General features: G+C 59.7%; 20 protein-coding genes and 1 pseudogene. 10 read left to right on the top strand and 11 right to left on the bottom strand.

Annotated features, from left to right (window positions below; translation table 11 throughout):
- The first annotated feature begins 34 nt into the window (after window positions 1-34).
- Window positions 35-1942 (top strand): molecular chaperone HtpG, encoded by a 1908-nt coding sequence (gene htpG / locus ACSOSP_RS00155; RefSeq protein WP_455308886.1) that lies wholly within the window; start codon window positions 35-37, stop codon window positions 1940-1942.
- 93 nt (window positions 1943-2035) lie between these two features.
- Here htpG and ACSOSP_RS00160 read toward each other — a convergent pair whose 3' ends face one another.
- Window positions 2036-2293 carry a hypothetical protein gene (locus ACSOSP_RS00160; protein ID WP_455308887.1) on the bottom strand — a complete coding sequence of 86 codons (258 nt, stop codon included), beginning with the start codon at window positions 2291-2293 and terminating at the stop codon, window positions 2036-2038.
- A 148-nt stretch (window positions 2294-2441) separates the two neighbouring features.
- Between ACSOSP_RS00160 and ACSOSP_RS00165 the strand changes: the two are divergent.
- The 6 genes and pseudogenes from ACSOSP_RS00165 to ACSOSP_RS00190 form a co-directional block, all read left to right on the top strand.
- Window positions 2442-2987, top strand: a pseudogene (locus ACSOSP_RS00165) (chorismate--pyruvate lyase family protein); the annotation flags it as partial.
- 14 nt (window positions 2988-3001) lie between these two features.
- Window positions 3002-3475: a DNA-deoxyinosine glycosylase gene (locus ACSOSP_RS00170; protein ID WP_455308888.1), complete on the top strand. Its 474-nt coding sequence runs from the start codon at window positions 3002-3004 to the stop codon at window positions 3473-3475.
- Complete coding sequence (locus ACSOSP_RS00175; RefSeq protein WP_455308889.1) at window positions 3472-4392, top strand: spermidine synthase; 921 nt, start codon at window positions 3472-3474, stop codon at window positions 4390-4392. The genes ACSOSP_RS00170 and ACSOSP_RS00175 overlap by 4 nt, the downstream gene beginning before the upstream one ends.
- 279 nt (window positions 4393-4671) lie before the next feature.
- Window positions 4672-4926 carry a DUF3311 domain-containing protein gene (locus ACSOSP_RS00180; protein ID WP_455308890.1) on the top strand — a complete coding sequence of 85 codons (255 nt, stop codon included), beginning with the start codon at window positions 4672-4674 and terminating at the stop codon, window positions 4924-4926.
- Entirely contained in the window at window positions 4926-6476 is a 1551-nt protein-coding gene (gene mctP / locus ACSOSP_RS00185) for a monocarboxylate uptake permease MctP (protein WP_455311041.1), read from the top strand. The genes ACSOSP_RS00180 and mctP overlap by 1 nt, the downstream gene beginning before the upstream one ends.
- Window positions 6477-6645: 169 nt before the next feature.
- Window positions 6646-7755: an FUSC family protein gene (locus ACSOSP_RS00190; RefSeq protein WP_455308892.1), complete on the top strand. Its 1110-nt coding sequence runs from the start codon at window positions 6646-6648 to the stop codon at window positions 7753-7755.
- Window positions 7756-7764: 9 nt separating this feature from the next.
- On the opposite strand, the gene ACSOSP_RS00195 is transcribed toward ACSOSP_RS00190, so the two are convergent.
- From ACSOSP_RS00195 to ACSOSP_RS00220, 6 genes are all read right to left on the bottom strand, one after another.
- A complete protein-coding gene (locus ACSOSP_RS00195) occupies window positions 7765-8181 on the bottom strand; it encodes a VOC family protein (protein WP_455308894.1) in 417 nt (138 codons plus the stop codon).
- 170 nt (window positions 8182-8351) lie between these two features.
- On the bottom strand, window positions 8352-9305 hold the full coding sequence (tal, locus tag ACSOSP_RS00200) for a transaldolase (protein ID WP_455308895.1): 954 nt from the start codon (window positions 9303-9305) through the stop codon (window positions 8352-8354).
- A 426-nt stretch (window positions 9306-9731) separates the two neighbouring features.
- The gene (locus tag ACSOSP_RS00205) at window positions 9732-10919 is read right to left on the bottom strand and encodes a benzoate/H(+) symporter BenE family transporter (protein WP_455308896.1); all 1188 of its coding nucleotides are present in this window, start codon (window positions 10917-10919) and stop codon (window positions 9732-9734) included.
- 166 nt (window positions 10920-11085) lie between these two features.
- Window positions 11086-12261 (bottom strand): vWA domain-containing protein, encoded by a 1176-nt coding sequence (locus ACSOSP_RS00210; RefSeq protein ID WP_455308898.1) that lies wholly within the window; start codon window positions 12259-12261, stop codon window positions 11086-11088.
- A gap of 28 nt (window positions 12262-12289) precedes the next feature.
- Window positions 12290-12904, bottom strand: a complete 615-nt coding sequence (locus ACSOSP_RS00215) for a GNAT family N-acetyltransferase (protein WP_455308899.1) — start codon at window positions 12902-12904, stop codon at window positions 12290-12292.
- A gap of 13 nt (window positions 12905-12917) precedes the next feature.
- Window positions 12918-13760: an AAA family ATPase gene (locus ACSOSP_RS00220; RefSeq protein ID WP_455308900.1), complete on the bottom strand. Its 843-nt coding sequence runs from the start codon at window positions 13758-13760 to the stop codon at window positions 12918-12920.
- Window positions 13761-14179: 419 nt separating this feature from the next.
- Here ACSOSP_RS00220 and ACSOSP_RS00225 point away from each other — a divergent pair, with 419 nt between their 5' ends.
- A complete protein-coding gene (locus tag ACSOSP_RS00225) occupies window positions 14180-14545 on the top strand; it encodes a c-type cytochrome (RefSeq protein WP_455308901.1) in 366 nt (121 codons plus the stop codon).
- Window positions 14546-14624: 79 nt separating this feature from the next.
- Complete coding sequence (locus tag ACSOSP_RS00230; protein WP_455308902.1) at window positions 14625-15005, top strand: c-type cytochrome; 381 nt, start codon at window positions 14625-14627, stop codon at window positions 15003-15005.
- A 94-nt stretch (window positions 15006-15099) separates the two neighbouring features.
- Here ACSOSP_RS00230 and ACSOSP_RS00235 read toward each other — a convergent pair whose 3' ends face one another.
- From ACSOSP_RS00235 to rsxB, 3 genes are all read right to left on the bottom strand, one after another.
- A complete protein-coding gene (locus ACSOSP_RS00235) occupies window positions 15100-15531 on the bottom strand; it encodes a DUF1841 family protein (protein WP_031361310.1) in 432 nt (143 codons plus the stop codon).
- A gap of 106 nt (window positions 15532-15637) precedes the next feature.
- On the bottom strand, window positions 15638-16282 hold the full coding sequence (gene nth / locus ACSOSP_RS00240) for an endonuclease III (RefSeq protein ID WP_455308903.1): 645 nt from the start codon (window positions 16280-16282) through the stop codon (window positions 15638-15640).
- A gap of 5 nt (window positions 16283-16287) precedes the next feature.
- A complete protein-coding gene (gene rsxB / locus ACSOSP_RS00245; protein WP_455308905.1) occupies window positions 16288-17217 on the bottom strand; it encodes an electron transport complex subunit RsxB in 930 nt (309 codons plus the stop codon).
- A gap of 354 nt (window positions 17218-17571) precedes the next feature.
- On the opposite strand from rsxB, the gene ACSOSP_RS00250 reads away from it, so the two are divergent.
- Window positions 17572-18204 (top strand): TetR/AcrR family transcriptional regulator, encoded by a 633-nt coding sequence (locus tag ACSOSP_RS00250; protein ID WP_455308906.1) that lies wholly within the window; start codon window positions 17572-17574, stop codon window positions 18202-18204.
- Window positions 18205-18334: 130 nt separating this feature from the next.
- Here ACSOSP_RS00250 and ACSOSP_RS00255 read toward each other — a convergent pair whose 3' ends face one another.
- Window positions 18335-19606 (bottom strand): polyhydroxyalkanoate depolymerase, encoded by a 1272-nt coding sequence (locus tag ACSOSP_RS00255; protein ID WP_455308907.1) that lies wholly within the window; start codon window positions 19604-19606, stop codon window positions 18335-18337.
- Between the last annotated feature and the right edge of the window lie 191 nt (window positions 19607-19797).

Consider the following 19797-nt stretch of genomic DNA (forward strand, 5'->3'; position numbering starts at 1 on the left):
CCGTCAACATTAGACACAACCAGAGGAACCGACCATGGCACAAGAAACCATGAGCTTTCAGGCAGAAGTGAAACAACTTCTGCATCTGATGATCCATTCGCTCTACAGCAACAAGGAAATTTTCCTGCGCGAGCTGATTTCAAACGCGTCGGACGCGGCGGACAAGCTGCGTTTTGAAGCTATCGAAAATAGCGCGCTGTATGAGAGCGATCCGGATCTGCGCATCCGCATCTCGTACGATAAAGCGGCGCGCACCGTGACTATCGACGACAACGGCATTGGCATGAGCCGCGACGAAGCGATCTCGAATCTCGGTACGATTGCGCGCTCGGGCACGAAGGAATTCTTCTCGAAACTCTCCGGCGACCAGCAGAAAGATGCCGCGCTGATCGGCCAGTTCGGCGTGGGCTTTTACTCGGGTTTTATCGTCGCTGACAAGATCACCGTTGAAACGCGCCGCGCCGGTTTGCCGGCAAGCGAAGGCGTGCGCTGGGAAAGCGCGGGCGAAGGTGATTTCGTCGTCGAACAGATCGAGCGCGCGCAACGCGGCTCGAGCATCACGCTGCATCTGCGTCCGGAAGAAGATGAATTTCTTTCCACGCACAAGCTGAAATCGATCATCCAGAAGTACTCGGATCATGTCGCATTGCCCATCCTGATGAAGAAGGAAGAGTGGGATGCAGAGAAGTCCGAAATGGTCACAAAGGATGAAGACGAGACGGTCAATCAGGCGAGTGCGCTCTGGACGCGTCCGAAAAGCGATATCACCGACGAGCAATACAAGCAGTTCTATCAGCACCTTTCCCACGATCACGACGATCCGCTCACGTGGACCCACAACCGCGTGGAAGGCCGTAGCGAATACACGCAGTTGCTGTATGTGCCGAAACACGCGCCGTTCGATATGTGGAACCGCGACCATAAAGGCGGATTGAAGCTGTATGTGAAGCGCGTGTTCATCATGGACGACGCCGAGCAACTCGTGCCGGCGTACTTGCGGTTCGTGAAAGGCGTGGTCGATTCGGCTGATTTGCCGCTGAATGTATCGCGTGAAATCCTGCAGGAAAGCCGCGATGTGAAGGCCATCCGCGAAGGCGTGACGAAGCGTGTTTTGTCGATGCTGGAAGAAGTGGCATCGTCGTCCGCTGAGGCCACGGACGAAGCCGAGAAAGCCAAATACAACACCTTCTGGAAAGAGTTCGGGCAGGTGTTCAAGGAAGGTATCGGCGAGGATTACGGCAACCGCGAACGGATTGCCAAGCTGGTGCGTTTTGCATCGACGCAGTCGGATTCGTCGTCGGAGCAAACTGTGGCGCTTGCCGACTACGTGTCGCGCATGAAGCCCGAGCAAACGAAGATCTACTACGTCACCGCCGATACATGGCAAGCCGCGAAGAACAGTCCGCACCTCGAAGTGTTCCGCAAGAAGGGCGTGGAAGTGCTGCTGCTGACGGATCGTGTCGATGAATGGATGCTGTCGTTCCTCAACGAATTCGATGGCAAGCCGCTGCAAAGCGTGGCGCGCGGCGACCTGGATCTCGGCGCACTGAACGATGAGGAAAAGCAGGCGCAGGAGAAGGTCGGCGAAGAGTTGAAGCCGCTGGTGGAAAGCATGAAGGCTGCGCTGGAAGGCAAGGCGAAGGATGTGCGCCTGACGTTCCGCCTGACGGATTCGCCTTCTTGTCTCGTTGCCGATGACGGCGACATGAGCGGTTATTTGCAGCGTATGCTGAAGCAAGCAGGTCAGGCCGCGCCGCAGATGCAGCCGATCCTGGAAGTGAATCCGGAACATCCGCTGGTCAAGCAGCTCCACGCCGATGACGCGAATTTTGGCGACTGGTGCCATCTGCTCTTCGATCAGGCGATGCTGGCCGAAGGTGGATCGCTGGAAGACCCGGCGAGTTTTGTGAAGCGGACGAACGCGTTGTTGCTGGCGCGATAAGTCAGCATTGAGAAGAAGTGGAAAACGCGCTACCGGGAAACTGGCAGCGCGTTTTTTATTGCGGGTCAAACACAAGCTACGTGGCGTTCCGGTTTACTTTGCCCGGCGCTCTTTATTGGCTTGTGCGACGACCGACGCCGCCAGCGTCTTGGTGTCCTTCGAATATTTGTCGCTGTGAAGAACCTGCCCGGCCTTGTGCTCCATCTCGGCGCCCGTTTGATTTTTCGTATGCGTTTGCGATAACGCCGACGCAGCGAGGCTCTTGGCAATCGCCGACGCCTTCGGATCATGCAACGTATGCGACGCCAGCGTGGCGACAGGCTTCGACGTTTGTTTGGTATTAACCGACATATGTTTCCTCTCATGCTTTGCAGATGGCCCGCAACAAGATTGCCGCGAGCGCCGGCCATTTCCCGACCGGTGCGTCAGTCTCCTGTTAGCGCCCGCCGACATCTATACGAATCCTCCTATATACGTGTCTGGTTTTATAATCTCGCGCATGCCGAAAAACCTATCCGCGACCCAATGGCGCGACCGACCGCTTGCCACTTTCACTGCCGATCAGAAGGACTGGCTCACGCGCGGCGGGTCGCTGACCGCTCATTTGCGTGAACTGGGCGATGTCACCGTCGATGTCACTCGCGAGACGGTCGGGCAGCCATGGCGGGACGAAGCCGCCGCGCTGGACATCACGGCGCGCACGCCGGTGTGGATCCGTGAAGTCGTGTTGAAGGTGAACCGCGTGCCGTTCGTCGCGGCGCACAGCGTGGTGCCGCTCTATGCCAGTTCGGGCGTGTGGCAGGCCATGCGTCGATTGAGGACGCGCCCGCTTGCGGAATTGCTCTATAGCGATAGCAGCGTGTGGCGCTCGCCGCTAACGAGCAAGAGGATCGATGCGCGCGATCCGCTCTATAAACTCGCGGCGAAACAAACGCCTCACGATAAACCGCACGCGTTCGTTGCCCGCCGCTCGGTGTTCCTGCGACACGACGCTCCGTTGATGGTCACCGAATGCTTCTTGCCGGCGCTGTGGTCATTTCTCGCGCGTGGCGAATCATTATGTTGAAAGGCTTTCCACCCATCGCCGATGACAACACGCACACGCTGATACTCGGCAGCTTTCCCGGCGTCGCATCGCTCGATGCCGCGCAGTATTACGCGCATCCCCGTAACCAGTTCTGGCGGCTGGTGGGGACGGTCATCGGCGAACCTTTGCACGACCTTCCCTACGATGACCGTGTGCTCAAGCTACTCACACACGGCATCGGCCTATGGGACGTACTCGCGGCCTGCGAGCGCGAAGGAAGTCTTGACACCGCGATCCGCCACGCCAATCCCAACGATTTCGCCTCATTCCGCCTGCATGCGCCTAGACTGAAAAAGCTATGCTTTAACGGCAAGACTTCCGGGCGTTTCGAGCCCGTGATCCGCGCGGCAGGCTATGAAACCCTGGTCCTGCCGTCGTCGAGTCCGGCGAATGCTATCCTCTCGTTCGATCAAAAATTGCGCATCTGGCGCGACATCCTTAAATGACCCAATTAATCAAACGTGCGTCGGCGGAAGCTCGCGCGTTCGGCGGCAAGCGTCAAGACAAACTCGACAAGCAAGAGAAAAAGCACGGCAAGCGCTCAAAGCGCGAGCGCGACGATGATCTCGAGCACGCACCACGCATCGATGCCCCCCGCAAACCGCGCTTCGCGCCCGTGACGTTCTCGGAAGAGGACGGTGTGCGTTTCCTGCATTTCGGCACCGAATGGGTGCAGGGCGCAATGCGCCTGAAGAAGCCGAATCATATCGAGCTTGAATACGCTCAGCAGATGATGGCGTGGCTGTTGTTCATCGAAACGCCGAAGCGCATCGTGCAACTCGGACTCGGCTCTGCCGCGCTGACGAAGTTCGCCCATGCGTTCCTGAAGCGAGCAAAGGTGGAAGCGGTCGAGCTGAACCCGTCCGTCGTGATAGCGGCGCGCACGATGTTCGAGCTGCCGAACGATGACGCGCGCCTCACCGTGCATGAGCAGGACGCCTACGACTTCGTCAATGACCGTGCGAATCACGGCACCATCGGCGCATTGCAGATCGATGTCTACGACGCCACCGCGCGCGGCCCCGTGCTGGACAGCGTGGCGTTCTATCGGGCATGCCGGGCTTGCCTGACGGCGCCCGCGGGCGTGGTGACGGTCAACCTGTTCGGCGATCATCCGAGCTTCGTGCGCAACATGAAGCGCCTGAATGAAGCCTTCGATGGCCGCGTGATCGCGCTGCCCGAAGTCCACGACGGCAATCGCATCGCCATCGCGTTTGCCGGTCCGCAAATTGACGTGCCTTACGCACAGCTTGAAAAGCGCGCGAAGCTGATCGAGAAAGAAGTGAAGCTGCCGGCTCGCCAATGGGTCAAGGGGCTGGCGATCAGCTCAGGCGGGGACGACGCAACCAGCTTCGCTATTTGATCGCTAAGGCATCAAGCTAAGGCACTCAAGACGAGATCCGGCGACGAACCTGCTGCCAGAACAGACAAAGCGCGGACAAAGCGCAGCAGAAGAAACCAGGACCTTACATCTGGCTATCTTCTGTCATTACGGTTCGGGTTCGCCCTGCTTGACCCGCTTTTCTGCGTCCATATACTCCACGTGTTATTTCGGGGCGATATATAAGACTGAGGTATTGGCCGCGAGACCGGCTCAAAGCCTTGGTCGAGCAACATATTTCAAAAGAAAGAGGAGAGCGTCATGGCTCAAGAGGCGGTGACCGCCAGTGGTCAAGTTCGCAACAAGCAGTGGCTCTGGCTGCTGGTTCTTCCCTGGATCGGCGTGGTCTGGGTGCCGTTCTACAACAAGATCGAGCCCGTGCTCATGGGCTTTCCGTTTTTCTACTGGTATCAGTTGCTCTGGGTGTTGATCAGCGCGGTGATTACGGCCGTGGTCTATGTGAAGACCAAGCCTATCCACGATGTTCCCAAGCTCAAACCCGGGAGCCCGCGATGATGAATTCCACCGCAACCTTCGTCTTTGTCCTGTTTTTTATCGGCGTGACGATTCTTGGCTTCGTGGCCGCTCACTGGCGCAAGGCCGATCTCGGACAACTCGATGAATGGGGCCTCGGCGGCCGTCGCTTCGGCACGATCGTCACTTGGTTCCTGCTCGGCGGCGACCTTTATACGGCGTACACGTTCGTCGCGGTTCCCGCGCTTGTGTTCGGAGCAGGCGCGACCGGTTTCTTCGCGTTGCCGTACACCATCCTGATCTATCCGTTCGCGTTCGTGGTGTTCCCCAAGCTCTGGGCGATCTCGAAGAAGTTCGGCTACGTCACCGCCGCCGACTTCGTGCACGCCCGCTACAACAGCCGCATGCTGGCGTTGGCCATTGCCGTGACGGGGATCATCGCGACGATGCCGTATATCGCGTTGCAGCTTGTCGGTATTGAAGTGGTGATCGGCGCGCTCGGTTTTGATACTACGGGCTTCATCGGCGACCTGCCGCTGATCATCGCGTTCGCGATTCTCGCGGCCTACACCTACACGTCAGGCCTGCGCGCGCCGGCCATGATCGCGGTCGTGAAGGACGTGCTGATCTACATCACGATTATCGCCGCCATGATCATCATCCCGGCGCAGCTCGGCGGTTTCGGCGCGATCTTCGCCCATGTCGATCCGGCGAAGATCCTGCTGAAGGCGCCGGACGCATCGAGCCTGAACGGCTACAGCGCGTATGCCACGCTGGCGGTCGGGTCGGCGCTTGCGCTGTTCCTGTATCCGCACTCGGTGACGGCGGTGTTGTCGTCGAAATCGGGCAACACGATCCGCCGCAACATGGCGCTGCTGCCGGCGTATTCGCTGGTGCTCGGCTTGCTCGCGTTGCTGGGATACATGGCGCTGGCATCGGGCGTGAAGGACATGCCGGAATTCGCTCCGTACTTCAAGGCGTACGGTTCGAACTTCGCCGTTCCGGCATTGTTCCTGCACTTCTTCCCGTCGTGGTTCGTGGGCGTGGCGTTTGCAGCCATCGGCATTGGCGCGCTGGTTCCGGCGGCCATCATGTCGATTGCAGCCGCCAATTTGTACACGCGCAACGTGCATAAAGAGTTCGTGAACACGAACATGACGCCGGAGCAGGAAACCAACGTCGCGAAGCTGGTGTCGCTGCTGGTGAAGGTGGGCGCTGTTGTCTTCATTCTTGCATTGCCGCTGACCTACGCCATCCAGCTGCAACTGCTCGGCGGGATCTGGATCATCCAGACGCTGCCGGCGCTGGTGCTGGGCCTGTACACGCGGGTTCTCGATCACCGTGGCTTGCTGCTCGGCTGGGCAGCGGGCATTGCGACGGGTACGTGGATGGCGATATCGCTGAAACTGGCTGGCTCGATCTTCACGATCCATCTGTTCGGCTACGCGATTCCCGGCTACGCCGCGGTATGGGCGCTGGTCGTGAACCTGGTGGTGTCGATCGTGGTGAGTGTCCTGGTGCGCGTGATCGGTCTGAAGCGTTCGCATGATCATACGAGCCCCGAGGATTATCTCGACGTCGCGGAAACCTGATCGAGTACGGGAAGAACCGGGGAAAACCGGGAAAAACGGACGATCCAACCCCGTCCTGACCCAAAAGCTGGTAAAACGCCCGTAACGGATGTTGCGGGCGTTTTGTCTTTCGGCGCCCGGTTTTCATCAGCTTTCTGTGCGTTTTTGTCTGCCAACTCATCGGAACCGCATGTCCTCGACCGATACGACCAGGCCCCACCGCAGCCAGGCACAGCGCTTACTGCATGTGCTGGGTTCGCCGTATTTTCGTTATCGCTACGCCAAATACCTGCATGCGGCACGTGTGGCGCTGGCGCTGCTGGCGTCGATCGCACTGACCTCGGGTATCCATATTCCGCATGGCGAATGGTCGACGGTGACCTTGCTGGTCGTGATCGGCGGCTTGCAGCATCACGGCAATATCCGCAAGAAAGCCGCGGATCGCGCGCTCGGCACGCTGCTTGGCGCGTCGCTTGGGCTCGCGCTGATCCTGCTGCAATCGGCTACGCATTCGACCATGATCACGTACGTGCTGCTGGCGGTGATTGCCGGCGTCTGCGCGTATCACGCCATCGGCAAGCCGGGGTATATCGCGTTGCTGACGGCCATTACGACGATCATCGTCGCCGGACACGGAGACCTGTCTATCGAAGTCGGCTTGTGGCGCACCCTGACGGTGCTGATCGGGATTGTGATCGCCCTCGGGTTTTCGTTCGTATTGCCGCAATACGCCACCTATTCATGGCGCTACCGGCTTGCCGACAACATGCGCGAGAGCGCGCGGATTTACAGCGCGATCGTGGAAGGGCGGGCAATACCCGCCGACACCCTGACCAAACGCTTCCTCACGATGAACTCGCGGCTGGTGGCGTCGCGATCATTGCTGGCGTCGGTGGCGAAAGAAATCGACGTGCCCGCTGCCGTGCTCGACGACATCCAGCGCCAACACCGATCCATTCTCAGCGCGCTCGAAATGATGGCGACGTCCATACCGGCCGACGGGCTTGGACTCGTCGCGAGCGCTCACGCGAACGAGCGGGCGATCAGGCACACCTTGCTGCTGATTGCCCGCGCGTTGCGGTTTGGGCGGGTAGGTTTGCTGCACGCCGCGACCGGGTCCGCTGCAGCGGCCGCGCGACTGGAACAGAGGGTGAACGTCGCGGCGGACCTCGCACCTGAACTGCAGGGGCCATATTGGTTGGCGCAACGGCTGGCGGAACAGGTCGACAGATTGCGTTTGCGGCTGATCGAGATCGAGCGGCAATGGAACATAGAGGGCGCGCAGCCGTTTCATCGATAGGCGTTGTACTTACCCTTCGAGATCATCCACCACGGACACCATCCACGGGATGCCGAATCGATCGGACACCATGCCGAAGCCGCTCGTCCAGAAGGTCCTTTGCCACGCCATCCTGACGTCGCCGCCGTTGCTGAGTGCCGCGAATATCTTATGGCCGGATTCGACGTCGTCGGCGGCTATCGAAATACTGAAACCCGAGAAAACCTGGGGCGCCGCGTTCACGCCATCGGAGGCCATGATCAGGCTTTGTCCTATCCTGAACGTCGCGTGCATGACCTTGTCCAGCCACTCCGGCGCGGCGTTCACGCCTTCGGGTGAATCCTTGAAATGCAGGACGGACAACGTTTCCGCGCCGAGCGCTGTTTGGTAGAACGCGAGCGCTTCTTCGGTGCGGCCGTTGAAGAACAAATAGGGTTCGAGACGCATTGGCAACTCCTGGTGAGTCGGGCAGCTTCGCCGCCCGTGGCCAAAAGTCTAGCCCACGCCGCAACGCTAAAAACGCACCGCGCAGCCTCGATCCGCAGAAAAAAAGGCGTCGGCGCAATAGCGCCGACGCCCGTTTTCAGACGCGAAATACAGGTGCTGCAAGCGCGAAATTATTTCAGCGCTTCGATCAGTTTTTCGAGCTTGACTGCATCGGCGGCGAACGCGCGGATGCCTTCCGCGAGCTTTTCGGTTGCCATCGCATCATCGTTGACGAGGAAGCGGAAGCTCGATTCATCGATTGCGAGCTTGGTTACCTGATCGTTCGCGACCGCTTCCGGCGACAGCTTGCGTTCAACCGTTTCATTGCTCTCGGCGAGCTGCTTCAGCAGGTCCGGGCTGATGGTCAGCAGGTCGCAGCCGGCCAGTTCGGTGATCTGGCTGATCGTGCGGAAGCTCGCGCCCATCACTTCGGTCTTGTAGCCGAACTTCTTGTAGTACGCGTAGATCTTGCGTACCGATTGCACGCCCGGATCGTTCGCGCCGCCCATCTTGACCGGGTCCCAATCCGCGCCGGCCGACTTCTTGTACCAGTCGTAGATACGGCCGACAAACGGCGAGATCAGTTGCGCACCGGCGTCCGCTGCCGCCGCGGCTTGCGCGGTCGAGAACAGCAGCGTCATGTTGCAGTGGATACCGTCCTTCTGCAGCGTTTCCATCGCGCGGATGCCTTCCCACGTCGACGCCAGCTTGATCAGGATGCGCTTGCGGTCAATACCCGAGTCTTCGTACAGCTTGATGAGCTCGTGGCCCTTCGCGATCGACCCCTTGATGTCGAACGACAGGCGGGCATCGACTTCCGTCGACACGCGGCCCGGGACGATCTTCAGGATTTCCTTGCCGAAAGCGATCAGCAGCTGGTCGATGATCTGCGGCATCGGCTTGCTGGCGTGCTCCTTGACGGTCTTCTCGAGCAGCGGCTTGTAGGCGTCGTTCTGGACGGCCTTGAGGATCAGCGACGGGTTGGTGGTCGCGTCTTGCGGCTTGAACTCGCCGAGTTGCTGGAAGTTGCCGGTGTCTGCGACAACGGTCGTGTATTGCTTGAGCTGGTCGAGAGCGGTTGTCATATCTGGTCTTCGGCGTGTTGTGCCGTTGTCAAAGATGCGGAGTGCCCGCGGGTGAAAGGGTTTTGCGAGGCCGCCGATGCTGGTGCTGCGCCAAAGATGCTGGCGAGCGGCTCGCCCAAGATTGCCATTCCAAGTTTGCCATTCTATTCCTGCCGCGCCATTTGGCGCAGACAACGGCTTGGCTCAGCCGTGTTTCCTGCGTTCGGCCGCTTAACTGCCGCGTTGCATACGATGCCAACTCTTTTCGACGACGGGTGGCTTCGAGAGTTCACCCGCGGCGATTTCTGACCTGCGTTTTCCACGGTGGTGCGTGTGATGCAAAAAGCATATGAATGTCTCAAGCGCAATCCCGATGCCAGGGTCCGGCATCGGCTCACGCCCCATTACACGTTGTTCGCGTGAACATTTCGCGTCGATACGGTCAATCTACGCCCGCCGCGCGTTGAGCACAATCTGCGTGACGACGCCCGCTACGAGCCCCCAGAACGCCGAACCGATCGACAGCAGGGTGAGCCCCGACGCGGTGACCATGAACGTGACAAGGGCGGCTTCACGCTGGCGCGGGTCGTTCATCGCGTTGGTGAGGCCGCTCATGATCGAGCCGAACAAGGCCAGCGCAGCCACCGACACCACCAGCGCTTTTGGCATCGATGCGAACAAGGCCGCGATGGTCGCACCGAACACGCCGGCCAGCAGGTAGAAAATCCCGCACCAGACGGCGGCCATGTAGCGCTTCGAGGGGTCGTGGTTGGCCTCAGGCCCGGTGCAGATGGCGGCGGTGATGGCGGCCAGGTTGACGCCGTGAGAGCCGAACGGCGCGAGCACCAGCGACGCGAGGCCGGTTGTCGCGATCAGCGGCGCGGACGGGGTGTCATAGCCGTCCGCGCGCAGCACGGCGATGCCGGGCACGTTCTGGGAGGCCACCGCGACCACGAACAACGGGATGCCGATGCTGATGACCGCCGCGAGCGAGAAGTGCGGCATGGTGAAAACGGGGCGGGCGAGCGCGACGTGGAACTGGCTGAAGTCGAGCAAACCGAGCAACCCGGCGGCCACGATGCCGGCCACGAGTGTCATCAGGATGGCGTAGCGTGCAGCGAGGCGTTTAACGACCAGATAGGTGAAGAACATCGCCAGGACGAGGGCGGTCTGGAACTGGGCGGCCTTGAATATCTCGATGCCAATCTCGAACAGGATGCCGGCCAGCAGTGCGGCGGCAATGCTGGCGGGGATTTTTCGCATGAGCGTATCAAACCAGCCGGTGAGGCCCACGATGGTCAGCAAAACCGCGCACACGACGAAAGCGCCGATAGCGTCGGGATACGCCACGTTCGGCAGCGATGTCACGAGCAGGGCGGCGCCGGGCGTGGACCAGGCCGCGACGATCGGCGCGCGAAACCTGAGTGAGAGGCCGATCGTGCAAAGCGCCATGCCCATGGAGAGCGCCCAGATCCAGGAGGAAATCTGGGTATCGGAGAGATGGGCGGCACGCCCGGCCTGGAACATGAGGACGAGCGAACTGGTATAGCCCGTCATCATGGCGACGAATCCCGCGACAAGCGCGGAGAGGGAGGAGTCAGCGAGGGGGCGGAAAGTCGTGGCGGGGGGATTCATGCGAAGCCTTGGGGGACAATCGCAAATCGTACTGACTGGACGCGATCAAGGGCAGTGACAGTCCGAAAAATAATTGCCATGCCACTTTGAATCGATGCAAATAAAGCGGGGCTTACGTTGGTATTAAAAGGCGCGCGCGGCAACGGAGGCGCGCAACCCGAGCCGCTTATTTGGAAAGCGCCCGCATCGCGCTTTCGAGCCCGCCGAGCGTCAACCCAAACATTCGACCGCCCAGTATTTGCCGAATAATCGATACCGATTGCCGATATTCCCAAAGCCTTTCCGGCTCAGGATTGAGCCAGGCGAAACGGGGGAACTGATCGGCGAGCCGTCGTAACCAGACCGCACCGGCTTCAGCGTTGTTATATTCAACCGATCCGCCGGGTTGCACGACCTCGTACGGACTCATGGTTGCATCGCCGACAAAAATCAGCTTGGTATCCGGCGAAAATTTGTGCAACACGTCAAACGTGGCAGTGCGCTCGCCATGCCGTCTCCGGTTGTTTTTCCAGAGATAGTCATAAACGCAGTTATGGAAGTAAAAAAACTCCAGATGCTTGAACTCTGATTTCGCTGCGGAAAAGAGTTCTTCAACGCGCTTGATATGGTCGTCCATCGACCCGCCTACATCCAGCAGCATCAGGACTTTCACATTGTTGTGGCGCTCCGGGACCATCTTCAGGTCGAGCCAGCCGGCATTGGCGGCGGTGCTGCGAATGGTGTCGGGGAGATCGAGTTCATCGGCAGCGCCTTCGCGCGCGAAGCGCCGCAGGCGCCGCAACGCCACCTTGATATTGCGCGTCCCGATCTCGACCTGGTCGTCGTAATCCTTGTACGCGCGTTCGTCCCAGACCTTGACGGCCGTTCGGTTCCCCGCGGAATCCCCGCCAATCCGGATACCCTCCGGATTAAACCCGCCATTGCCGAACGGCGAGGTCCCGCCTGAACCAATCCACTTGCTGCCGCCCTCGTGCCGTTCATGCTGCTCATCGAGCAGTTGCTTCAGCCGTTCCATCAACTTGTCGATACCGCCAAGCGCTTCTATCTGGCGTTTTTCCTCGGGCGTGAAATCTCGTTCCAGGCGTTTCTTGAGCCATTCGAGCGGTATATCGAATGCGCCTTCATCGAGGGTTGCGATGCCGTTGAAATAGGCGCCGAACGCCTGATCGAATTTATCGAAGTATTTCTCGTCCTTGATCAGCGTCATGCGCGCGAGAAAGTAGAACTCGTCGATGGAAGGCCCAATGACCTGGGCCTTCAGCGCCTCAAGCAGCGTCAGGTATTCCTTGACCGAAACCGGTAGCTTGGCGCCGCGCAGGGAATAGAAAAAATCGATCAGCATGCCGGGCTCCTTGCCCCAATCTGTCGTGCTACGAGCCGGACGGCAAGTCGAGCCGCGCGTCGAGTTTGGCGCGCAGATTCGCGCGCACGGCCGGCCACTCGGATTCGATAATCGAAAATACCACCGTGTCGCGGTAAATGCCGTCCCGGCCGATCTGGTGATTGCGCAGGATTCCATCTTCCTTCGCCCCCAGCCGCGCAATGGCCGCGCGCGACTGACGGTTCATGAAGTGCGTCCGGAACTCGACGGCGATGGTCTTGAGCGTGTCGAACGCATGCGACAGCAGGAGCAGCTTGGCTTCGGTGTTGATCGCCGTGCGCTGCACGCGTTTCGCGTACCACGTGCTGCCAATCTCCAGCCGCCGATGCGCCGCCTCGACGTTCATATAACGCGTGCTGCCGACCACGTCGCCCGTCCTCACGTCGATGACAGTGAACGCTTGCGCGCCCGCCGAATCGCGCATGGCGAGCGCCGTGTCCATCCATGCGCCTATTGTGTCGGGCGAGGGGACGCTCGTGTACCAGAGCTTCCACAACTCGCCGTCTGCCGCCGCGTTGGCGAGCGCGTCCTGGTGCTCGCGCTCGAGCGGCACGAGTCTCACAAACCTGCCTTCCAGCGTAACCGGATCGATCCAGCGGCTCATACGTGCAGCCTTTTCAACGGTTGTTGCGGTTCATGAACAGCAGGCGCTCGAACAGACTCACGTCTTGTTCGTTCTTGAGCAACGCGCCATGCAACGGCGGAATGACCTGCTTCTGATCTGTTGCGCGCAGCGCTTCCGGGCCAATGTCTTCGGCCAGCAGCAGTTTCAGCCAGTCGAGCAATTCCGATGTCGACGGTTTCTTCTTCAGCCCCGACACATTGCGCAACTCGAAGAAGCTTTGCATGGCGGCGGCGAGCAGATCCTGCTTGATGCCAGGGAAATGCACCTCGACGATCTGTTTCATCGTCGTAGGTTCGGGGAATTTGATGTAGTGGAAAAAGCAGCGGCGCAGGAACGCGTCGGGCAGTTCTTTTTCGTTATTCGACGTGATGATCACGAGCGGCCGGTGTTTCGCCTTCACGAGTTCGTGGGTCTCGTAGACGTAGAACTCCATCCGGTCGAGTTCGCGCAGCAAGTCGTTCGGGAATTCGATGTCCGCTTTATCGATTTCATCGATCAGCAGCACGCCGGGTTCATCGGCGTCGAAAGCCTGCCACAGCACACCCTTCACGATGTAATTGCGGATGTCCTTCACGCGTTCGTCGCCGAGCTGGGAATCGCGCAGGCGCGACACCGCGTCGTACTCGTAGAGGCCCTGCTGGGCTTTGGTGGTCGACTTGATGTGCCATTGCAGGAGCGGCATGCCGAGTGCGGCGGCGACTTCCTCGGCCAGCATGGTCTTGCCGGTGCCGGGCTCGCCCTTGATGAGCAAAGGGCGCTGCAGGGTGATGGCGGCGTTGACGGCGAGCTTGAGATCGTCGGTGGCGACGTACTGCGATGAACCTTCAAAACGCATGACGCGTCCCTCGGAGAAGGAAAAATTGCAGTATAAGTCAGAAGGGTTTTAGCAGCCCCGGCCCTGGAACGTCCGATCGCACTGTTGCGCCTAAGGGAGTCGCAAATGTCCATCGGACAGATTGTCGCAGTCTCCCGGGACCCCCGCGCTGCGGCCTTTCGCAATGGGGCCGGCCCCGCTGCGGCCGGTGGACGCAGGGTAGGTCGCGCGGTACAATTAGCGCGATTTTTTTGGCCCGCGTGGCTGGAAAACGAAGACACGCAAAAACACGTGAAAACGCGCAAAAACGTGTGGATCTGTGTTCCCTGGCACTCTTTGGCGCCATTGATCAGCGTGTATTCGTTTGACCAGTCCCGAGAAAGTCCCGGAACGCCTGGCGTCCAAGGTGCCGGATTTCCCCTCATGCCAGGTTAGAAGCTATGAATAAATTCGTCGGCAAATGTGCCGTGATCGCAGCGCTGTCGGGGCTTGCCGGCTTCGCGACACAGGCATCCGCCGATGTCGTGGGCAACGCGAAAGCAGCCCAGGGCAAGGTTGCGATGTGTATCGGGTGCCACGGCATTCCCGGTTATCGCACCGCGTATCCCGAGGTGTACCGGGTTCCCATGCTAGGCGGCCAGAGCGCGCACTACATTGAAAACGCGCTGCATGCCTACAAGAAGGGCGACCGCCATTTCGAGACCATGCACGGCATAGCGGCCGGCCTGTCCGATCAGGACATAGCAGACATCGCTGCGTATTACGCCGCGCAAACCCCCTCTTCGAAGAACAATCCCGACAAGTGATCCGCGTTGCGCCCGCGTCTGATTGACGGATCTTGGGCGCCCGTCACCCGGTAATCACTAATCGCGGATAGGAGAATTCATGAAGGCACTCGACACAGTGTTCAAGACAGCATGCACGGCAGCCGCGCTGGCCGGCGCGATCGGCGTTCTAGCCATGCAGCCGGCGCATGCAGCCGATGCAAGCAACGGCAAGGTGCTCACCGAGGCCCATAACTGCGCGGCCTGCCACGGCCCGAACCTGAACAAGCCGGTGAGCGCGGACTATCCAAAGCTCGCAGGCCAGCACGCCGACTATCTCTACTGGGCGCTGCGCCAGTACCAGATGGGCAACGGCAATCCGAACTTCGGACGTAACAACCCGATCATGGCCGCGCAAGTGCAAAGCTTGTCGCAAAGCGATTTGAAAGACATCTCGGCGTATATCGAATCGTTGGACGGCGATCTGATCGTGAAGAAATAAGTTTCGCCGGGAAGCCGTTGTTGGTTTGGCAAGCGCACGAAAAAACACCCCGCCGGTGAGTTGCCGCGGGGTGTTTTCGTTTTTGATGCAGTCTTCAGTCTCGCGATGCCCGCTGTTCGATCAGCGCCAGGTAAGCATCGGTGTCCGGCGGCGTGTTGTTGCGCTGTGATTCCCAGATGATCTGCCCAAGGCATTCCATGATGGCGTGCTGGGCGTCATGCGTCGAACCCATCCGGCCGACCAGCCGCTCATGCGCGCGCCGGATGCCAGGCGGTTGATCGATGGACAGTTGCTCGGTAATCGCGAGATGCATCGATAAATGCAGGAACGGGTTGCTCTTGCCCTGATCCGGCGAATAGTCGGCATGGGCCACGTCGGGGTCTGCAAGTTCTTGCTGGTATTCAGGATGCTCACCGATCCAGTCCGCGGCAATGCTCTCAAGCGGTGTCAGGACGCCGCCCTCGCGCTGCTTGCGCCAGGTGTCGGTGAAAAATTGGCGAACTTCGTCGCGGCTGGGGTTGAACATGGTTGTGGCAGTGCTTGCGGGGGTCGTTTTCAGAGGGCCATTTTAATCTGCATCGCTGCTTCTCGCCCGCTTCGGCCTGCCGCTCTTCCCGTCGCTCATTCCTTGCTCATTCAATAGGCGCCGGCGTCTTCGGCCGGAACTCGCACAGCGGCTCGATCGCGCAATGCCAGCATTCAGGCACGCGTGCCCGGCATACATAACGGCCGTGCAGGATCAGCCAGTGATGGGCGTCCTGTTTGAACTCATCGGGGACGAATTTCTCCAGTGCCGCTTCGACCGCGCGCACGTCTTTCCCGGGTGCGAGCCCCGTGCGATTCGATACCCGAAAGATATGCGTATCCACGGCGATGGTCGGATGGCCGAACGCCGTATTCAGGATCACGTTCGCCGTCTTCCGTCCAACGCCCGGCAGCGCTTCGAGCGCCTCGCGATCGTCCGGGACTTCGCCCCCGTATTGCTCGATCAGGATCTTGCATGTCGCGATCACGTTCTTCGCCTTCGTTCGAAACAATCCGATGGTCTTGATGTACTCCGTCACGCCCTCTTCGCCGAGCGCCAGCACCTTGGCCGGCGTGTTGGCGACCGGATACATGCGCCGCATCGCCTTGTTCACGGAGACATCGGTGGCTTGCGCCGACAGCATCACGGAGATCAGCAATTCGAACGGCGATTCATGCTCGAGTTCGGTGGTCGGATGCGGGTTCAGGCTTTGCAGCGTTTCGAAGATCGCGCGGCGTTTTGTTGGGTTCATCGTGTTCAGGCTTTGTGATCGTTGTCGGACGCGTTATCAGGTTTGCTGCCGGGCTCGACAGCACCTGTCGATCTTTTGTCTTCGTCTGCTTGAACCATGCCAAGGCGGCGACGGCGCGCCTCTGCCGCATCGATCTGCGCCTGAACTTCCGGACTGACCGCGTCGGTGTTTTTCGGTCCTGCGCCGAGTCTGGCCAGTTCTTCTTTCTTCTGCCGGGCACGGTCCATGGCGGCCTGGATGATGGCGCGCTTTTTTGCCTGCGCATCGTCGAGCGGGGTGGCGCCGGGTTGCTCCGTCTTCGATGCAACCGAGCCAGCCGGTTGAGTGTTCGGCTCAATGCGCGGCTCAGTAAGCGACTCAATGCGCGCCCCCCCGGCCATGCGTGCCGCCTTGCGTGCTTCGGCCGCGTTGCGTTCACGCGCGAGGCGTGCCAAGCGCAAATCGTGCCGCTCGCGCGCTGCATCGGCTTCTCGTTGGCTCCATGCGTCCCAACCGGTCTGCTCGCCTGTGATTGGAACCATGGCGATGCAATCGACCGGACACGGTGGTACGCACAGGTCGCAGCCCGTGCAGAGCTCGGGGATGATCGTGTGCATCTGTTTCGCAGCCCCAATGATTGCATCGACTGGACATGCCTGCAGACAGAGTGTGCATCCGATGCAAAGATTCTCATCGATGATCGCAAGCGGCCGTGGCCGTTCAACGCCGTTATCCGGGTTGAGCGCAATGATGGGCTTGCCGAGCAGGCTGGCCAGACGAACCACACCTTCCTGGCCTCCTGGCGGGCACTGGTTATAGTCTGCCTCGCCTGCGGCAATGGCCTCGGCATATGGCCGGCACGCGAGGTAGCCGCATTTGGTGCACTGCGTCTGGGGCAGCAGGTCTTCGATCCGGTCGGCGAGAGTCTTCAAGGAGGTTGCAGTCACTACGGTCACATTAACGGCTTGCTATCAGCGTGGGGAGTGCGGTGCGAACGGGATCGTGAGCCACGCGCGAATGCGTGCGTGGGTATAGCTCGACCGTTCGGGTTCGCGCTCATTTTTGACGTCATGTTCGCGCGTTTCCGGCCGTTGCACGGGAAGCGGCATTATCGCCGAATTTCAAGCGGTTCCCAATCATTCCCAATTGCCAACACGGCAACGATGTGCACATAATCAAATCGCTTTCGATTGACTGCAGGACGGTATTCCCCACTCACGTTGGCGTAACCGATCCATCGCATGCTTCCTCAGGACACGGGAACGCGTGACGCTATGTCGATAACGCGGTTTGTCGATCACAAAGCCACCATGAACCAGCCAAAAATCAAAAGAGATCCCGAGGGTACACGCCGTCGCATCCTGCTTGCCGCCGCAGAGGAATTTGCGGCCGGTGGCTTGTTCGGCGCGCGTGTCGACCAGATTGCGCGCCGTGCCGAAACCAACGAGCGAATGCTCTACTATTATTTCGGCAGCAAGGAGCAGTTGTTCACGGCGGTGCTCGAACATGCATTCGCCGCACTCACGGACGCTGAAAAGACGCTGGACCTCGAGGGGGTTGCGCCCGTCGAAGCCATCACGCAACTGGCGCACTTCATCTGGAATTATTATCGTGAGCATCCCGAACTCTTGCGGCTCATCAATAATGAAAATCTGCATGAAGCCCGCTATATAAAGGGCTCCACGCGGATTCGAGAGTTGATATCGCCGGTGGTCGCCACGCTCACGAAGATTCTCGAACGCGGTCAGCATGCCGGGCTATTTCGCAATAACGTCGACCCGCTGCGCTTTTACGTGACCTTGTCGGGTCTTGGCTATTACATCGTATCGAACCGGTTCACACTCGAAGCCACGTTCGGGCTCGACTTCAGCCGCGACGCCGAACGCGATGAAATCATCAAGATGAATACGGAATTGCTGCTCGCGTATTTGCTGAGACGCTGATGCATTGGCCTTCTCCGCTTGCCGGAAAAAGCAAACGGCAGAGGAGGGGCCGCAAATGAAACACGCCGCGTTTTACGCGGCGTGTTTTGTCGTGCCAATTAATTTCAGGCGCTTTTTCCCCAGCCGGCAATCAAGCAGGGACAGCTTCCTTTTTCGGCGCCTTGTCGTGCGTGAGAATGAATTCGCGCAGTTGCGGATATACCATCGTGCGCCAGCGGCGTCCCGAGAAAATGCCGTAATGGCCTGCTTTCTCAGCCATGTAGTGGCGTTTGTTCTTCGCCGGAATGCCGGTGCACAGGTCATGTGCCGCGCGTGTCTGACCGCTGCCGGAAATGTCGTCGAGTTCGCCTTCGATGGTCAGCAGTGCCGTGTTCTGGATGTCCTGCGGACGCACGAGCTCTCCATTGACGTCCCACGTGCCTTCGGCCAGGCGGAACTCCTGGAACACGACGCGAATGGTGTCCAGATAATAGTCGGCGTCCATGTCGAGCACGGCGTTGTATTCGTCGTAGAAGCGGCGATGTTGCTCCGCATCTTCGTCGTCACCACGCATCAGGTTCTGATAGAAGTCCCAATGCGCCGTCACGTGCCGCTCAGGGTTCATCGCGACAAAACCGGCATGCTGCAGAAAGCCCGGATAGACCTTCCGGCCTACGCCCGGATAATTCGCCGGCACCGTGTAGATCACGTTGTTCTCGAACCATTCGTATGAATGTTCGCTTGCGAGCGAGTTGACCGACGTGGGGCTGCGGCGCGCATCGATAGGGCCGCCCATCATGGTCATGGTGCGCGGCGTGTCTTCACCGCGGCTCGCCATCAACGAGATTGCGGCGAGCACCGGCACGGTCGGCTGGCATACCGAGATCACGTGCAGGTCTTTCGCGCCAATCTGGCGGATGAAATCCTGGATGTACTGCACGTAGTCATCGAGATGGAACGACCCGTCTTCGAGCGGCACCATGCGGGCGTCGAGCCAGTCCGTCAGATAGACCTTGTGATCGTGCAGCAGCGTCTTCACCGTGTCGCGCAACAGCGTGGAGTGGTGACCCGACAGCGGGGCGCAGACCAGCACAATAGGTTCGGTCTTGAGCTCGGTGACGGTCGCGCTGTCGTCGGAGAAGCGCTTAAAGCGGATCAGTCTGCAGAAGGGTTTTTCCATCACGATCTGCTCGACGATAGGAATGGCATGGCCGTTCTTCTCGATCTGATGCAGTTCGAACTCCGGCTTTTCGTAATCCTTGCCCAGGCGGTACAGCAATTCGTAGCCGGCCGCGAGCCGCGTGGAACCCGGCACATACGCGAGCGGGCTGGAAGGGTTGGTGAACGACTTCGATGCCGCTTCCGCCCATGCCGTGAGGGGACTCAACATGGCCCGCTGAAACTCGTGGAATTGATAGAGCATGTCTGACCTGTGTAAAACCGGCTGCACCCGTGTTCGGGAGCGTTTCCGGCGGTTGGCCTCTATCGGCGGTGGCGTCATGCAGGGTCAGCGTTTCGCTGGTTCCCGGCTCGGCGTGCAGGTCGTCGATTGCACCGAATTGCTGGTGCTGGCAGTTATTCGTTGTTACTTATTGACTTCACGAGGGGTCACGG

Source organism: Caballeronia sp. KNU42 (assembly GCF_053760385.1).

Bases quoted from the DNA above. Each gene is read 5' to 3' on its own strand.
- htpG (WP_455308886.1), top strand. From the start codon at position 35: ATGGCACAAGAAACCATGAGCTTTCAGGCAGAAGTGAAACAACTTCTG.
- ACSOSP_RS00160 (WP_455308887.1), bottom strand. From the start codon at position 2,293: ATGTCGGTTAATACCAAACAAACGTCGAAGCCTGTCGCCACGCTGGCG.
- ACSOSP_RS00170 (WP_455308888.1), top strand. From the start codon at position 3,002: ATGTTGAAAGGCTTTCCACCCATCGCCGATGACAACACGCACACGCTG.
- ACSOSP_RS00175 (WP_455308889.1), top strand. From the start codon at position 3,472: ATGACCCAATTAATCAAACGTGCGTCGGCGGAAGCTCGCGCGTTCGGC.
- ACSOSP_RS00180 (WP_455308890.1), top strand. From the start codon at position 4,672: ATGGCTCAAGAGGCGGTGACCGCCAGTGGTCAAGTTCGCAACAAGCAG.
- mctP (WP_455311041.1), top strand. From the start codon at position 4,926: ATGAATTCCACCGCAACCTTCGTCTTTGTCCTGTTTTTTATCGGCGTG.
- ACSOSP_RS00190 (WP_455308892.1), top strand. From the start codon at position 6,646: ATGTCCTCGACCGATACGACCAGGCCCCACCGCAGCCAGGCACAGCGC.
- ACSOSP_RS00195 (WP_455308894.1), bottom strand. From the start codon at position 8,181: ATGCGTCTCGAACCCTATTTGTTCTTCAACGGCCGCACCGAAGAAGCG.
- tal (WP_455308895.1), bottom strand. From the start codon at position 9,305: ATGACAACCGCTCTCGACCAGCTCAAGCAATACACGACCGTTGTCGCA.
- ACSOSP_RS00205 (WP_455308896.1), bottom strand. From the start codon at position 10,919: ATGAATCCCCCCGCCACGACTTTCCGCCCCCTCGCTGACTCCTCCCTC.
- ACSOSP_RS00210 (WP_455308898.1), bottom strand. From the start codon at position 12,261: ATGCTGATCGATTTTTTCTATTCCCTGCGCGGCGCCAAGCTACCGGTT.
- ACSOSP_RS00215 (WP_455308899.1), bottom strand. From the start codon at position 12,904: ATGAGCCGCTGGATCGATCCGGTTACGCTGGAAGGCAGGTTTGTGAGA.
- ACSOSP_RS00220 (WP_455308900.1), bottom strand. From the start codon at position 13,760: ATGCGTTTTGAAGGTTCATCGCAGTACGTCGCCACCGACGATCTCAAG.
- ACSOSP_RS00225 (WP_455308901.1), top strand. From the start codon at position 14,180: ATGAATAAATTCGTCGGCAAATGTGCCGTGATCGCAGCGCTGTCGGGG.
- ACSOSP_RS00230 (WP_455308902.1), top strand. From the start codon at position 14,625: ATGAAGGCACTCGACACAGTGTTCAAGACAGCATGCACGGCAGCCGCG.
- ACSOSP_RS00235 (WP_031361310.1), bottom strand. From the start codon at position 15,531: ATGTTCAACCCCAGCCGCGACGAAGTTCGCCAATTTTTCACCGACACC.
- nth (WP_455308903.1), bottom strand. From the start codon at position 16,282: ATGAACCCAACAAAACGCCGCGCGATCTTCGAAACGCTGCAAAGCCTG.
- ACSOSP_RS00250 (WP_455308906.1), top strand. From the start codon at position 17,572: ATGAACCAGCCAAAAATCAAAAGAGATCCCGAGGGTACACGCCGTCGC.
- ACSOSP_RS00255 (WP_455308907.1), bottom strand. From the start codon at position 19,606: ATGCTCTATCAATTCCACGAGTTTCAGCGGGCCATGTTGAGTCCCCTC.